The organism is Sphingobium sp. WCS2017Hpa-17 (assembly GCF_031843765.1).
Taxonomy (GTDB): domain Bacteria; phylum Pseudomonadota; class Alphaproteobacteria; order Sphingomonadales; family Sphingomonadaceae; genus Sphingobium.
Genome location: NZ_JAVTIV010000002.1, coordinates 256,791 through 272,581, shown reverse-complemented (window position 1 = coordinate 272,581; position 15,791 = coordinate 256,791). Strand labels below are relative to the sequence as shown.

Annotated in this window: 12 protein-coding genes; 3 read left to right on the top strand and 9 right to left on the bottom strand. The window is 63.5% G+C overall.

Features of this window, described 5'->3' with window-relative positions:
- Positions 1 to 10: 10 nt before the first annotated feature.
- Positions 11 to 1,072, bottom strand: coding sequence for a sugar phosphate isomerase/epimerase (locus RQH62_RS05505; RefSeq protein WP_311267742.1), 1,062 nt, complete (start codon positions 1,070 to 1,072; stop codon positions 11 to 13).
- Complete coding sequence (locus RQH62_RS05500) at positions 1,069 to 1,434, bottom strand: c-type cytochrome (protein ID WP_311267741.1); 366 nt, start codon at positions 1,432 to 1,434, stop codon at positions 1,069 to 1,071. Before RQH62_RS05500 ends, RQH62_RS05505 begins: the two co-directional genes overlap by 4 nt.
- A 109-nt stretch (positions 1,435 to 1,543) precedes the next feature.
- On the opposite strand from RQH62_RS05500, the gene RQH62_RS05495 reads away from it, so the two are divergent.
- Positions 1,544 to 2,692 (top strand): Gfo/Idh/MocA family oxidoreductase, encoded by a 1,149-nt coding sequence (locus RQH62_RS05495; RefSeq protein ID WP_311267740.1) that lies wholly within the window; start codon positions 1,544 to 1,546, stop codon positions 2,690 to 2,692.
- 360 nt (positions 2,693 to 3,052) lie between these two features.
- A complete protein-coding gene (locus tag RQH62_RS05490; RefSeq protein ID WP_311267739.1) occupies positions 3,053 to 5,680 on the top strand; it encodes a TonB-dependent receptor domain-containing protein in 2,628 nt (875 codons plus the stop codon).
- A 64-nt stretch (positions 5,681 to 5,744) separates the two neighbouring features.
- Here RQH62_RS05490 and RQH62_RS05485 read toward each other — a convergent pair whose 3' ends face one another.
- The 7 genes from RQH62_RS05485 to RQH62_RS05455 all read right to left on the bottom strand — a co-directional run bounded on the left by RQH62_RS05485 (position 5,745) and on the right by RQH62_RS05455 (position 14,799).
- Complete coding sequence (locus RQH62_RS05485) at positions 5,745 to 6,737, bottom strand: dipeptide epimerase (RefSeq protein ID WP_311267738.1); 993 nt, start codon at positions 6,735 to 6,737, stop codon at positions 5,745 to 5,747.
- A gap of 97 nt (positions 6,738 to 6,834) precedes the next feature.
- The gene (locus RQH62_RS05480) at positions 6,835 to 8,130 is read right to left on the bottom strand and encodes an amidohydrolase family protein (protein WP_311267737.1); all 1,296 of its coding nucleotides are present in this window, start codon (positions 8,128 to 8,130) and stop codon (positions 6,835 to 6,837) included.
- A gap of 17 nt (positions 8,131 to 8,147) precedes the next feature.
- Positions 8,148 to 9,764 (bottom strand): amidohydrolase family protein, encoded by a 1,617-nt coding sequence (locus tag RQH62_RS05475; RefSeq protein WP_311267736.1) that lies wholly within the window; start codon positions 9,762 to 9,764, stop codon positions 8,148 to 8,150.
- Between the two features lie 2 nt (positions 9,765 to 9,766).
- On the bottom strand, positions 9,767 to 10,792 hold the full coding sequence (locus tag RQH62_RS05470; protein WP_311267735.1) for an alpha/beta hydrolase: 1,026 nt from the start codon (positions 10,790 to 10,792) through the stop codon (positions 9,767 to 9,769).
- 53 nt (positions 10,793 to 10,845) lie between these two features.
- Positions 10,846 to 11,901, bottom strand: a complete 1,056-nt coding sequence (locus tag RQH62_RS05465; protein ID WP_311267734.1) for a DUF1611 domain-containing protein — start codon at positions 11,899 to 11,901, stop codon at positions 10,846 to 10,848.
- A gap of 130 nt (positions 11,902 to 12,031) precedes the next feature.
- Entirely contained in the window at positions 12,032 to 13,996 is a 1,965-nt protein-coding gene (locus tag RQH62_RS05460; RefSeq protein ID WP_311267733.1) for a serine hydrolase domain-containing protein, read from the bottom strand.
- Positions 13,997 to 14,154: 158 nt separating this feature from the next.
- The gene (locus tag RQH62_RS05455; RefSeq protein WP_311267732.1) at positions 14,155 to 14,799 is read right to left on the bottom strand and encodes an XRE family transcriptional regulator; all 645 of its coding nucleotides are present in this window, start codon (positions 14,797 to 14,799) and stop codon (positions 14,155 to 14,157) included.
- A 328-nt stretch (positions 14,800 to 15,127) separates the two neighbouring features.
- On the opposite strand from RQH62_RS05455, the gene RQH62_RS05450 reads away from it, so the two are divergent.
- Complete coding sequence (locus tag RQH62_RS05450) at positions 15,128 to 15,790, top strand: XRE family transcriptional regulator (protein WP_311267731.1); 663 nt, start codon at positions 15,128 to 15,130, stop codon at positions 15,788 to 15,790.
- Position 15,791 lies beyond the last annotated feature (1 nt).

Below are 15,791 nucleotides of genomic sequence, written 5' to 3'. Positions count from 1 at the left end.
TGCGTCGCTGTCAGGCCAGTCCCAGCCAGCGCCGGTTGTTGGCGGGATCGCCGCCGCCCGCAAAATCGTCGAATGCCCGTTCCGGCCGGCGGATCATGTGCGCCTCGATGAAAGGCGCGCCTTCACGCGCGCCATCCTCGGGATGCTTCAGGCAACATTCCCATTCCAGCACGGCCCAGCCGTCATAGCCATATTGGGTGAGGCGCGAGAAGATGCCGGTAAAGTCCACCTGCCCGTCGCCCAGCGAGCGGAAACGGCCGGGGCGATCGACCCAGTCGGCGTAGCCGCCATAGACGCCGGCCTTGCCGGTCGGGCTGAATTCCGCATCCTTCACATGGAACATCTTGATGCGGTCGCGATAGATGTCGATGAACTGAAGATAGTCCATCGCCTGCAACACGAAATGGCTGGGATCGTAGAGGATGCTGGCGCGCGCGTGACCGCCAACGGCGTTAAGGAACCGCTCGAAGGTCAGACCATCATGCAGATCCTCGCCCGGATGCAATTCGTAGCAGAGGTCCACACCCTCGTCCTCGAACGCATCAAGAATCGGCAGCCAGCGCCGGCCCAGTTCCGTGAACGCTTCTTCCACCAGCCCCGCGGGGCGCTGCGGCCAGGGATAGATGAAGGGCCAGGCGAAGGCGCCGGAGAAGGTGGCATGCGCTTTCAGCCCCAGTCGGCGGCTCGCCTTGGCGGCAAGCTTCAACTGATCGACGGCCCAGGCCTGCCGCTCGACCGGCTTGCCACGCAATTGCGGTGGCGCGAAATTGTCGAAGGCCGCGTCATAGGCGGGGTGAACCGCGACCAACTGCCCCTGCAAATGGGTCGACAGTTCGGAAATCTCGACACCGGCTTCGCGGCAACGGCCGGCCAGCTCATCGCAGTAATCCTGACTTTCGGCCGCCAGCGCCAGATCCATGCAGCGCGGATCGTTACTGGGCACCTGAATGCCCTTGTAACCCGCATCCGCCATCCAGCGTGCAGCATTGTCCAGCGTATCGAAGGGCGCCGCATCGCCCATGAATTGGGCGAGAAGGATGGCGGGACCGCGCATGCCATTGCTCTGCTTCATTTGAGACTCTTCAGATAGGTGATGATGGCAGCGCGCTTGGCCGGATCGGGCGTACCGATCGGCATACGGGTGCCGGGCACTTTCTTCATCGGTGCGGCCAGGAAGGCGTCCAGAGTCTGATCGTCCCAGCGCAGCTTCGATCCCTTGAGCGCCGCCGAATAGGTAAAGCCGGGCAATGATGCCGCCGCACGCCCTGCGACCCCGTTCAGATTGGGGCCGATGCCGCTTTTCGCGTCCTTCTGGACAGTATGGCAGGCGCGGCAGGCGCCAAAGGCCGGCGGCGGGGTCTGCGCGCTGGCCGACATGGCGATGGCCGCTAGAGCTGCGGCCGGTATCAGGCTGAGGTTCGCTACCCTGCGCATCCTCGACTCTCCGTCTTGTTTATTCTTGCTATTCATTTACCGGTAAATCATCCGAGATCAAGACCGGAGTGATTGCGCTACCGGTGAACAGCATAGAAGGAGGAGAGAGATGACCGTAAGAGCGTTGCGCCTAGCCATGGCAGGCGGCGGCGAAGGCGCCTTCATCGGCGCGATCCATCGCGCAGCCGCCGCACTGGACGGCGACTGGCAATTGGTGGCGGGCGCCTTCAGCAGCGACCCCGAACGCAATCAGCGATCCGGCACGGTGCTGGGCATTGTGCCGTCGCGAGTATATGATTCGCTCGATGCGCTGCTGACGGCGGAGGCGGCGCTCCCTGTCGATCAGCGCGTCGATGCCATTGCCATCGTGACCCCCAATCATCTGCATGCACCGATGGCCATCGCCGCGCTGGATGCCGGCTTTCATGTCTTCTGCGAAAAGCCGATGGCGCTCAGCCTGGCGGAGGCCCGGCAGATTGCGCAGGCGGCAGAACGGTCCGGCCGCCAGTTCGGCCTCGCCTTCACCTATAGCGGCTATCCCCTAGTGGAAGAGGCGCGGGCGCGGGTGGCGCGGGGCGATTTCGGCAAGGTCCGGCTGGTGCAGGTCGAATATTCGCAGGGCTGGCTGAGCCAGCCGATCGACCGGGATGGCAACAAGCAGGCCGAATGGCGCACCGACCCTGCGCGCGCGGGACTGGGCGGCTGCCTTGGCGATATCGGCACCCATGCCTTCCACCTGGCCGAACATGTGTCGGGCCTGGAGGTGCGGGAACTGTGCGCGGACCTGACCACCCATGTCGAGGGGCGCCGGCTGGACGATGATGTGGGCATCCTGCTGCGGCTGGAAAATGGCGCGCGCGGCACGCTCAAGGCCAGCCAGATCGCGGCAGGCGATGAGAATGGCCTGAAGCTGCGCATCCATGGCGAAAAGGGCGGCCTGGAATGGTCGCAGATGGAGCCGAACACATTGACCCTCCGCTGGCTGGACCGGCCAACGGAACTGGTGCGAGCCGGCGGACCGGGACTGGCGCCTTCCACCCTGCCGCGCCTGCGCACGCCAGCGGGCCATCCCGAAGGCTATATCGAGGCCTTTGCCAATCTCTATCGCCTGTTCGCGACCCGTATCCGTACGGGCGCCGACGACAGGGCGGACGGCTTCCCTTCGATCGGAGCCGGCCTGCGGACCATGGCCTTTGTCGAGACCGTCATCGCCAATGCCGCATCCGACCGGAAATGGAGCGCAATCGCGCCCGAATGATATGCGAGCGGGCCGCTCCCTGCACAGGGTGAGCGGCCTGCCAGCCCTTCAAAATGAACAACGAGTTGGACAGGCAAATCGCCTGTTGCAGCCCTTAGCGGCCGCCACCTCGTCTTGATTTTGAATAATTTTTCAATATTTGAAATATTTTTCATATCAAGTTGATATTTTCTAAATTTTCTGCTTCTTTCTCTTCAGACTGCACGCAGCAATGGCGGCAGCGGAACAAGGCGTCGGTCCGGCCGGCCAAGGGAGAAAGGGGAGATTATGGACGTCGCAGCCTGGAGATGGTGTGCGGGAACGGCTTTGTCCGTCCTGGCATGGGGCAACCCGCTACTGGCCCAGACAGGAGCCCGGACGGTGGCCCAAGCAGGGAACGTCGCACCTCAGACGGCCGACGCACGCGAGGAGATTGTCGTCACCGCGTCGCGCATCCAGCGATCGGGATATGATGCGCCCACGCCGACCACGGTGATCGGCGGCGCGGACCTGGACCTCGGCAACCGACCCAGCATCGCGCAGGTGCTGAACGACGCCCCGCAATTCCGCCCGACATCCACCCCGACGACCACGGTCGGCGGGACGAATAGCGGCGTTTCGACCGCCGACCTGCGCGGTTTGGGCGCGGTGCGCACACTGACCCTACTCAACGGCCATCGCTTCATCGGCAGCAACGACCTGAATGCTATTCCGCAAAATCTGGTGAAACAGATCGACGTCGTGACCGGCGGCGCATCGGCCGCCTGGGGGTCAGGCGCCGTCGCGGGCGTGGTCAATATCCTGCTGGACGATGACATGACTGGCCTGCGCGGTGGCATGCAGAGCGGCGTGTCCAGTCGCGGCGACGGCGCCCGCTATGGTGCCGACCTGGCCTGGGGCGCCAATTTCGCCGATGGTCGGGGACATGTCATGCTGTCGGGCGACTATCTGCTCGAACGCGGCATATTGAACCGGAAGGAGCGGCCCAATCTCGAAGCCGGCGTCTTCCAGCATGCCGACGGCCAGCTGGAACTGGTGCGTAATCCCAATTTCACCCTCTTGAACCGGGGCGGGTCCATATTGAGTGCGACTGGCGTCCCCTATGGCCTGATCTTCAATCCCGATGGCAGCGTCGGCCCCCTGCCGTTGGGCAGCGAGACGGCGGGCCAATATACGGTCGGCGGCGACGGGCAGAATATCTACGACTATGTCGCGGTCAGCACACCCTACAAACGCGCCAACCTCTTTGCCCGCGCGGATTATGAGATCAGCGACAATGTGAAAATCTGGGCCAATGCGAGCTTCCATCGCACCACATCCCATTACGGGCTCTTCCCCGAGACGCCGCTGGCGGTGATCCGGCCGGACAACGCCTTCCTGACGCAAGGCGCGCGCGACCAGCTGGCAGCGGCGGGCGTCACCGGTCCCTTCCTGCTGGGGCGGATGCTGGACGATGTCGGCGCGGACAAGATGCTGACGCTACGCACGAGCCGGCGCATCATCGAGGGTGCGATCGGCCTGGACGGGACGTTCGGCGACGGGTGGAGCTATAATCTCTATTATGATCATGGCGAGGCGCGGATCAGCAGCCGGATCGACAATCAGCGCATCACCGCCCGTTTCAACAATGCGGTCGACAGCATTTTGGTGGACGGCCAGGCCGTCTGCCGGATCAATGCCGATGCCTCCACCGCGAATGACGATCCGACCTGTGCGCCGATCAATTTGCTGGGCAACGGCAATATCTCCGACGCTGCGGCGGCATACGCCTTCGGCGGATCGCACCTCATCTACACGATGAAGCTGGATGCCGCCGGTGCCAGCGTGCAGGGCCAGCCCTTTTCCACCTGGGCCGGCGCAGTGGATGTCGCCTTCGGCACCGATGTCCGCTGGGAAAGGCAGGTCACCAACCATGTGGATGCGCTGTCGCTGGTCAAGGCATTGGGCACGCTCAATTCCTCCGCGACCAGCGGCCATTTCAGCGTGAAGGAGGCCTTTGTCGAGGTCAACATGCCGCTGATCGACGCCGTCGATGTCGCAAGGCTGGAGGTGAACGGCGCCGCCCGCTATTCGGACTACAGCACGAGCGGCGGCATCTGGTCCTGGAAGACGGGCGGCACATTGCGGCTGGTCAACGACCTGCTGCTGCGCGCCGTCTATTCGCGGGATATCCGCTCGCCCAGCATCGGCGAATATTATCTCAGCCGCTCCACCGGCATTGGCAATTTGCAGGACCCCTTTCTGGGCGCGCCGCAAACCAATGTCGTCGTCTATGGTGGTGGCAATCCGAACCTGACACCCGAAATATCGCATACATTGACGCTGGGCGGTTCCTATTCCCCCCGCTTCGCGCGCGGGCTGCGGCTGTCTGCCGACTATTACAGCATCAAGATCGACAATGTGATCACGACGATCACGGCGCAGGATACGCTGAACCAGTGTTTTGCCGCCGATCCGAATGACCCCAGCTGTGGCGGCGTCATCACCCGCGCGACCAATGGCACGATCGAATCCCTACAGACCTATTATCGTAACCTTGCCCATTACAGCACGCGCGGGATTGATGTCGAAGCCTCCTATCGCATGGCGGTCGGCGCAGGCAGCCTGTCCTTCCATGCACTGGCCAACCATGTCTTCGACCTGAAGATCAACGGCACCGATGTCACGGGCATTGTGGGCGGGGAGACGGCGTTCTCCACGCCCAAATGGCGGCTGACCGGCACGATTGCCTATGACAGCACCGCCTTCGGCGCCAATCTGCGCCTGCGTTATGTCGATGGCGGCGTCTATAGCAGACAGGTCGGCCCCAATGGCCAGTCGATCCGCAACAATGCTGTGGACGGGCGGATATATACCGACGCGGGCGTACAGTTCAAAGCCGGTGCCTTCACCCTGTTCGGCAATGTCAACAATCTGTTCGATGTCGATCCGCCGCTCACCCCCTTCATCAGCCCCCATTATGATGTGATCGGCCGTTACATGTCGGGCGGAGTGAAGCTGAAATTCTGAACGGGCCTTTCCCTCCCCGTTCTGCAAGGGGCAGCGGCCTGAACGGGTCGCTGCCCTTTTTGTGTCAGCCGCCCCAGACGTTTGCGCTGCAATGGACCAGACCATATTCATAGATCATGGCCGGCGCCCGGTCCTGCGCAAGGAAGAGCGGGCCATCGAGATCGACCAAGTCGCAGACCTGCCCCAGCAGGAAGCCCGGCGCCATGGCGAGGCTGCTGCCGACCATACAGCCGACCATCACGCCCAGACCCGCCTGACGCACGGCATCGGCAATCATCAGTCCTTCGGTCAGGCCGCCACATTTGTCGAGCTTGATGTTGAAGACGTCGAACCGCCCCTTCAGTCCGTCGACATCGTCCAGCGTCAGGGCGCTTTCGTCGGCGGCCAGCGGGATGGGTGAGTCCAACCCTTCCAGCATCGCTTCCTGCCCGCGTGGCAGGGGCTGTTCGATCAGGGAAACCCTGGCCGCCACCATGGCCGCAACAAGGGCATCAAGGTCGGCGACGGCAAAACCCTGATTGGCGTCCACACCCAGCCAGATGTCGGGTCGCGCGGCACGGATCGCAGCGACGCGGGTAATGTCGAGATCAAGGTCGCCGGTCAGCTTGACCTTGATCGAACGGGCTTGTGCATGAGCGTGCGCCTTGGCCGCCATGCGCGCGGGATCGTCGGCACCGATGGTGAAGGTGGTGCGCAGCGGACTGGGTTCCTGAAGCCCGGCCAGTTGCCAGACGGGTGTGCCCGAACGCTGGGCCTTCAGATCCCAGAGCGCTGCATCGACCGCATTGCGCGCGCCGCCGGGCGGCAGGATGGTGCGCAACTCCGCGCGTGAGGGATGCGCCTCGATCGCCGGGCGTGCCAGATCGAGCATCGCCAGCATCTGCGGGATATCGTCGCCCAGATAATAGACGCCGGCGGCCTCCCCCCGCCCGCGATGATCGCCATCGTCCAGGGTGACGACGATCACGTCCGCGCTGTCGATCGCCCGGCCGGATATGCGAAAGGTTTCAGCCAGCCGAAGCGTTTCGATCGTGACGGCAAGCGTGAGGCGCTGCATGAGAATCTCCAAAGTCTGGGCATGAAAAGGGCCATCCGGCCCCGCAGGGTTGCGGAGCCGGTTCGGGCAGGTCGGTCATTGCGGGGTCAGGAAGGGGTCATTCGCCGACGGCGCGGACGACATCCCCTCCCTTCATCACGAAGGCCATGGTTTCGAGCGCGCGGATATCGGCCAGCGGATCGGCCTTGACCGCGACGATGTCCGCCGCCTTGCCGGGGGTGATCGAGCCGACCTCCTTATCCAGCCCGACATGGGTGGCGGCCCACACGGTCGCGGCGCGGATGGCGTCGATCGGCGGCAGGCCCGCCTGTACCATCAGCGCGAATTCGCGGGCATTGTCGCCATGGGCGGAGACGCCGGAGTCGGTGCCGAACGCCATATTGATGCCGGCGGCGCGGGCGCGGCGCACGGCGTCGATCATCAGCGGACCGACGATCCGCGCCTTGGCCCGGACGGTGGCGGGCATCCATTCGGCGGTTTCCGCCTGCCGCGTCACGGTGTCGCCAGCCAGCAGGGTTGGCACAAGATAGCTGCCCTTCGCCTTGAACAGGCGGATGGATTCCGCGTCGAGATAGGTCCCGTGCTCGACCGAATCCACGCCGGCGCGCAGGGCGGCGTTGACCCCGTCCGTGCCATGGGCATGGGCCGCAACCTTGCGTCCCAGCCGGTGCGCCGTCTCTACAATGGAGAGGAGTTCGGCGTCGCTCATCTGCTGGCCAAGGCCAGCCGCCGTGTCCGACATGACGCCGCCGGTCGAGGCTGTCTTGATGACGTCCGCCCCCTGCTGCACCGCCTGCCGAACCGCGCGGGCGCAATCGTCGGCGCCCGAACAAAGGGTGGTCGGGCGGAACAGGTCCAGTATTTCCTGCCGATAGCCATGGACGTCGCCATGGCCGCCATGCGCCGCGACGATGCCAGCAGCCAGGATGCGCGGCCCGACGACCTTCTTCTGCGCGATGGCGTCGCGCAGCGCGTTGATCGCTTCAGGATCTGAGCCGAGATCGGCGACGGTCGTGAAACCGGCCCGTACCGTGCGCTTTGCATAGACGATGCCGTCGAACGCCTGCGCCGTGGTCGATTTGGTCACGCCGTCCAGCCGGCTGTCGGGACCGGATTGGGAGGTGATATGCACATGACTGTCGATGAAGCCCGGCAGGACGAAGCCATCACGCAGGTCGATCACCTGGCCTTCACCCACGAAGCCATCGCGTATCTCGACGATCTTGCCGCCTTCGATCACGATCGTCTTGTTGCTGTCGACGCGGCCGGTTGCCGGGTCGGCGAGCAGACGGCCGGCCTGGATATAGCTGCGCTGCGACGGTGCTTTGTCCTGTGCCAAGGCCGGCGTGACCAGCATGCTGGTCGCCAGCGCCGTCCATAAAATCCGCTTCATTCTGTCCTCCCTCTGTTTCAGCCGCCGCAGCCGTGACGCAGCACGGCCCCGGCCTTCGCACCGCTGTGCCGGCCATCCTCGATCGTCACGACACCGTTCACAAGCACCGTGTCGATGCCGGTGGGCGCTGCCGTCGGCTTGTCCCAACTGGCGACGTCGTCCAGCCGGTCGAGATCAAAGATGACGATGTCGGCGCGCATCCCGTCGCGGATCAGGCCGCGATCGGTCAGGCCCATGCGCTGGGCAGGCCAGCCGGTCATCTTGCGCACCGCATCCTCCAGCGAGAGCACCGGGCGGCGTTTCACATATTCGGCGATGATGCGCGGGAAGGTGCCATAGGCGCGCGGGTGCGGCAGGCCGAGCGCGTCCATCTGGCCGAACTTTTCCGACGCGGCTGCATCGCTGCCGATGCTGACCCATGGTTGGTGCAGGGCGGTTTCGATATCGCCTTCATTCATCATGAAATAGAGGGCGACGGACCGGTTGGGCAGCCCCGCCAGCAGGATATCCCACGCCACATCGGCTGGATCGCGCTTCAGTGCGGCACCGATCTTTTCCAGGCTCTGACCATGATAGGGCGCATATTTCTGGCTGAAGCCATTGGCGAGGATGACATTGCCGAAGCCGCCCGATGCTTGCACCAGATTGGACCAGCCGGGCATGGAGCCGGCCGCAACCTCCTTCTTCATCCGTTCCCGCAGCTTGGGGTCTTTCAGCCTTTCGATCCCCTTCTGCACGCCATCGGCCCATACCCAGCTCGGCGCGATGATCTCCAGACCGGTTCCGCCGGCGGTATAGGGATAAAGGTCCGCCGCGACATCGACGCCCCGCGCCCGCGCCGCGTTCACCGCCGCGATCGCTTCGGGCATCAGCTTGCCCCAGCCCGGTGCGAATGCCGCCTTCAGGTGAAAGATTTCGACCTTCGCGCCCGACTGTTCTCCGATCTCGATCGCCTCGTTGACGGCTTTGACAAGGTCGCCGCTTTCGTCGCGCATATGGGTGGCGTAGAAGCCGCCGCACTGGGCCGACACTTTCGCCATGGTGACAAGGTCGGCGGTGGTCGAGAAACTGCTGGGCGGATAGATGAGCGCGCTGGTCACGCCGAACACGCCCGCTTCCATGGCGGTGCGCACTTCCTTGCGCATCATGTCCATCTGCGCTGGCGTCGGGTTGCCCGCACCATCGCCCATCGCCTTCATCCGCGCCTGGGTGGTGGAATAATAGCTGCCGAAATTGACCGAGATGCCCTGTTTCTCAAGCTGGGCGAAATATGCGGGGATCTGCGCCGCCTCGACCGGGGTGCCGCCTTCACCCGCGATCACGGTGGTCACACCCATGCGGAGCTTATTCTCCGCCGCGCCATTTTTCAGCAGCACGCCGCCGGACTGGTCCATCATGTCGATGAAGCCGGGGGAGACATAGCGACCCTTGGCGTCGATTTCTTTTGCGCCATGACCGCTCACCTGACCCACCTGGATGACCCGCCCTTCCTTGATCGCAACATCAGCGCGAACCCAGGGGTTGCCGGCGCCGTCCAGCACCCGCCCCCCCCGGATGACGATGTCGTAATCGGCGGCGGGTGCATTGGCGACGAGCAGCAACGCCATGACGCTACAAAGCAAGGCACGTTTCATCTTCATTTCTCCCCTATGTGGCGGCCTGATTGCTGCGCTTGCCTGACGCGCACGGCATCGACGACCCGATCGACCGCCGCGATCACGACATCGGGCCGGTCGATCTGGATATAATGGCCGGAATCCGGCACGATCTGCTGGCTGCCATGGGTCGACATAGCGGCCATGTCGCTGTGCAGCGCCTGCCAGACCTGCTTCATACGCGCACCATCCTGCGGCGAGAGATCGAGGCTCTTCAATTGCGCGGGCGTGTAGGGCGCCATGGCAGTCAGCACGATCAGTGGGCGATCACCGAAGCTGTGCACGGTGCGCGCCTGATCCATGGTGCGGTTGAAGCCCTGCAATTCGCTGAGCGCGCCGCCGATCGAATGGCTGGTATAGGCGCCGATCTTCGCGCCCGCTTCCGGCGGCAGGTTGGGCATCTGGCCGTTGGTCATCAGGCGGACGAGGCCGGTCCAGGACAAGGCGTTGGCGATGCGGACGATACCGGCGGCCTTGCCCGGATCGACATTGGCCTTCACCACTTGCCCGAAGCGTGCAACCTGATCGGGGTGGGACGCATCGACCATGACCAGCCCCGCAACCTGATTGCCATAGCGGCCGGCATAGACGCGGGTGTAGGGGCCGCCGACCGAATGGCCCACCAGCACCAGCGGACCGCTGATGCCGGCGGCCGCGAGGGTGGCATGAAGATCGTCCGCCACGGCAGCGGCATTTTGCGGGCCGGGCTTGGGGTCGCTCCACATGATGCCGGCCCGGTCATAGGCGCAGGTGCGGCTATGGCGGGCCAGCGCATCATGGACGCGCGCCCAGTCGACCGATCCGCCCGAACCCAGACCGGATTCGAGGATGACGGTTGGCGACCCGGCGCCGCGACAGTCGATATGGATGCGGCGCCCGCCAATATCGACCAGCCGGCCCGGCGGCGGATACAGGCGCCTGGCTTGATGTCGGCTCCAGCCTTCATAAAGCGCGCCGGCCACGACCAGCAACAGGACCAGCGCCAGCAAGCCGAGCAGGATGCGCACGGCCCAACGCCTGATGCGCTTACCCCTGCCGGGGTGGGATGGCGCCGCTATCGTCATGCGAGGCAGCGGTCGATCAGCCGGTTGAAGGCGGCTCCCCCGCGGATCGGATCGGCAACCGGCATGCCCAGCCGCTGGCTTTCCGCCTCCATCAGAGCAAACGCCTCTGCTTCGCCCAGATGCGCGGTGTTGAAGGACAGGCCGGCACAGCGAATGGCGGCATTGGTGCGCGATCCGATGCGCAGGTTGAGGTCGATCACCTCCTCCACGCTAGGCAGGGCATAGCCGGGCGTGCCCAGCATCTCCATGCGTCCGGGGTGGTGGCAGACGATGATGCAATCGGGCTGGCTGCCATGGAGCAGGCCCATCGACACGGCGGCATAAGCAGGGTGGAAGAGCGATCCCTGCCCCTCGATCACATCCCAATGATCGGGCGCGGCATCAGGGCTGAGCATCTCGGCCGCGCCCGCCTCGAAATCGGAGACGACCGCATCCATCGGCACGCCGCCGCCCGCAATCATGATGCCGGTCTGGCCGGTAGCGCGAAAGTCGTTGGCGATGCCCCGGTCGGCAAAGGCGCGCGCGACGGCGAGGGCAGTATATTTCTTGCCCAGCGCGCAGTCGGTGCCGACGGTCAGCAGCCGCTTGCCGCTGCGCTTGCGCCCGGTGCCGACCGGAATATCGCGGGGCGGATGACGCACGTCGATCAGCCGGCGACCGAGCCGCGCCGCCGCCTCTGTCAGGACCGGCGATTCCGACAGGCGCATATGCAGACCGCTGACGATATCCAGCCCAGCCTCCAGCGCCTCGACCAGCGCCGGCAACCAATTATCGGCCAGCACGCCACCGCTGTTGGCGACGCCGATCAGCAGCGAACGGGCGCCGGCCCGATGCGCCTGCACTGGGTTTAAGGCCGGCAGCCCGGTACTGACGGTTGCGCCCGGCAGTGCATATTCGCCAGTGCATTTGTCCGCTGCCCAGTCACGCAGGCCAAAGGCGGTCTTGGCAAAACCGGCCTCCGCCGTGTCACCCAGGAACAGCAGATAGGGCTGGGGCAGCGATTGAAGGCGCGCATCGGCGCCAGCGGCATGGTCGATTGTCTGAAGAAACACCTGTCTCACCTGTCAGTGGAGGCGGGCATGCCGGACGCCTGTATGGCGAATCCCGTTCCATGCCCTGCACCGTTGATGTGACTTCATAGTATTTTTCCATTAGGAGAATTTCAAGCAAATAATTCTCCAATCAGAAATTATGCCCCCATGCGATCAGGTGGAAAGCGCCCCCCACCCACAACAGCAGTGCAGCACTGGCTACAAGGACAAGGCTCCAGATTTTCGCAAATCGCATGCCGGGCCGCCGCCAGCTCAGCACTGCGTAGCAAAGCGTGGTACACAACAGGCCCAGCAGGATCAGCGGCGTCGCGACTTGCAGCGTGATGAGCGCCCAGTCGAGTTCCCCGTTCATGGACGAGAAATCGCTGACCAGCTTGCTCACGAACAACAGCCAGCTGACCAGCAGGACAGCGGCCAATCCTGCGAACGTACGCGACAGCCGATAGACGCGCCATTGCGCAACGCTTTGCACCGGGCGGACTGCATAGCGGCGGCGTATCAGCGCAACGACGGGCCAGGACAGGAACGTGACGGCCAAGGCGGCCAGACTGGCGAGCAACGCCGGGCTGATCCAACTTGTGGACAGATACCAGGGCACCGGCTCGAACAGCATGTAGGGGGACGAACTGTCGAGGCCGAAGCGCACCACCCTGCCATTTTCCACTTGCGCGGCGAGGCGCATAGGCCCGTCGCGATCGCGCCAGACGAAGGGCGCAACCTCGATCCATTGCCGGGGCTGGCCACCCAATGCCGGCGATGCCTTGAACAGCAGGCCGCCCTGCGCGTCCAGCCCGATGCTGAACTGGCCGCCCACCACTTCCATCGCTTTCAGGAAGCTCGTCTCCAACCGCCGCGTCTTGTTATAGGTGCCGACCATCATGCGCGCATGGGCACGCGCCGTCTTTTCATCGACGCGGTCTTCCTCCTTGCGGTCGGAGGGAAAATAGCGATCCGCGAAGGCATCGAACAAATGGCTGCGGATCGCGCCGGACAGCTTGTCCGTACCGGCCGCGTTCATCGACATGTAGAGGCCGACCTTCTCGCCTGGCAGCAGCCAGAGCTGGCTATGAAAGGTCAGCGTGTCGCCGGCATGGGAAAGCGCACGACGGCCATTAATATTCTGTTCGTAAAAGCCGAGCGCCATACCGTTAAGCGCGGGGATCGACTTCAGGATCGTGTCGTGCATCCGGTGCGCCGTGTCGGGGCGCAGCAGCGCGCCGCCATCGGCCAGATGGGCGATCATGAAGCGGCCCATATCTGCACCCGATGCGCTCATGCCGCCGGCGGGCCAGAAGCTGTTGAGTTCCAGCCGTGTCGGCTTGCCCGACCCCCGCCCATAGCCGCTTGCCACCAGCGCCTGTAGGCTGGCGGGCAGGCGCTGGCTGAGGCTGGAGCGCACCATCCCCGCCGGCGCGAAAATATGCCTCTGCGCATAGGCATCGAACGGTTCGCCCGACACGCGCTGGACGATATAGGCGGCCAAAGTCGTGCCATAGTTGGAATAGGCCGGGGTCGTACCGGGCGGGAAGATCCGCGCCGGGATCTGACGCTTCAACGCGACGTCGAGCGGCGGGATGTCTTTGATATCGTAGCTGTTGAGGCCGCGCTGCACCTCTTCGAACCCGCCGCGATGGGTCATGAGGTTGCGCATCGTGACCGGCTTGCCGAAGCGATCGGGAATCTTGAAATCCAGATAGGCGTTCACGTCGCGATCAAGGTCGATCTTCCCTTGCTCCACCATCTGCATCACGGCGGTCCAGGTGACGAGTTTCGAAATGGACGCCTGACGGAACAGGGTTTTATCCGGATCGACCGGTCGACGGCTCGCGACGTCGGCATAGCCGAAACCGCGTTGTGTCAGGATTTGCCCGTCCCTGACTACGACCACCACGGCGCCGGCAGCATCGCCACGCTGCAAGGCATAGGGCATGAAGCCGTCGAGCCAGGCATCCACATCGGCCTTGTCGAGGCTGTGGACGACGGATTGCACGATCGGGGTGGTCGTTGTGACCGGTGGAGCGACGGGCGGCTGGGCTATGCCCTGCCCCGCCCAGGCCATGATGGCCATGCCGATCCCTTTGCACAATGCGCGCATGCCGCCCCCTTATGTCGATTACCGTCCCGAAAGACGCGAAAATTTCCATTATGGAAATTTTTTCTAATCTGACAACAGACAAGTCAAATTGTCAATAGAGCGGACACATCTCTGCTCCTGCGCCGATCGGCCCGGAAAAAAGGCAGAAATGGAGTATTTTACGCCTGGTCAGCGCCAATCGGATGCAGGGTCGATTTGAGTTCGGCATCCTTGGCCGAACAGACGCAGAGCACGCGGCACGGCCCTTCGCCCACTGCGACATAGGCATGGCCCATGGAGGCGTCGAAATAGATGGAATCGCCCGTCTTCAACAGTGACGGGGCATAGATATCGCTGTGAAATTCGCACTGCCCCTCGATCACGAAGGCATATTCCTCTCCGGGATGGCGCATCAATGCACCGAACTCGTCGATCGAGCGGGCACCGACATCCAGAATCATCGGGTTCAACTGCTTGTTCAGCAGGTCGGCAGAGGGATAGCTATAATCATAGGCGGCCGTGCGGATGGTCGGCCCGTCCCCCGCCAGCGTGATACTGCGACGACCAGTCGGCATCTGCGCCACTGGCGCGGCAGCCGCAGCGCCCGAAAACAGTTGCGCGATGTCGATGCCAAGGCCACTGCTGACCTTCACCAGTTTCTCGTAGCTGAGCGACATCTTGCCTGTTTCGACCTTGGACAGGGTCGATACGGGCAAGCCAGTCTTCCGGCTCGCTTCCGCCAGGGTGAGGCCATGGGCAAGGCGGAATTCTCGCAGAAACGCGCCGGGATTATTGTCGACACCGGGCCTGGGAGTAACTGCCATCCGTTTCCGCTTATGCTTGTCCTTGTGCCCGACAGATGGACACGATTTTCCCGATTAGCATAGATTTTCCATCCTGTCTTGCGCCTGAAAATGGAGCCATCAGCCCACCAGCCGTCCGGCAAAACAAATTTTCCTATCAGGACATATTTTTCGATGGTCGAATGGATCGTCGTAAGGCAAAGCGCGTTCGACCATTGCCACGGCCGGGTAAACGATAGGGAACAGGGCGACGCATTGCGTATCCCGGCGCGGCAATGCTAGATTATGGCGGGGTTTCCGAACAGGACATGATGGTCCGTTCGCGCAGGGTAATACAGGAGCGAATTGAATGGCAGGCGGTCGACGGACCCTGGGCGCGGTGATCACGGACCTGCGCACCCGCAATGGCTGGACGCTGAAGGAAATGAGCCAGCGCTGCGGCATTCCGGTGTCTACTTTGTCGAAGGTGGAGCATGACCGGCTGTCGCTGACCTATGACAAGCTGCTGCAACTGAGCGAACGGCTGAACATCAGCATCGCCGACCTGTTCGTGGAGGCCGATACCGCCCAGCCCACGGCGATCATGGGCCGGCGCAGCGTCGGGACGATCGACAATGCCGTGCGCGTCGATACATCCAATTATGAATATTATTATCTCTGCACCGAATTGCGGCAGAAACGGATGGTGCCGGTCGTCACCCGCATCCATGCCCAGACGATCGAGGAATTCGGCCAGTTGGTTCGCCATTCCGGTGAGGAATTCATCTATGTCGTGGAAGGCGCGATCATCGTCCACACGGAATTTTACGACCCGATCGAGCTGAAGGCCGGCGAGTCCATCTATATCGATTCAGGCATGGGGCACGCCTATGTCTGCGCGCCGGGCTTCAAGGAAACATTGACCATCGGCGTCATGTCCAGCGCGGAAGAGGATTTGTCCAACCTGATGCACGACGCGCATCACCATGTGACCAAGGACGAGGTCAAGAAGCGCGCGCCGCGCAAGGGCTGAA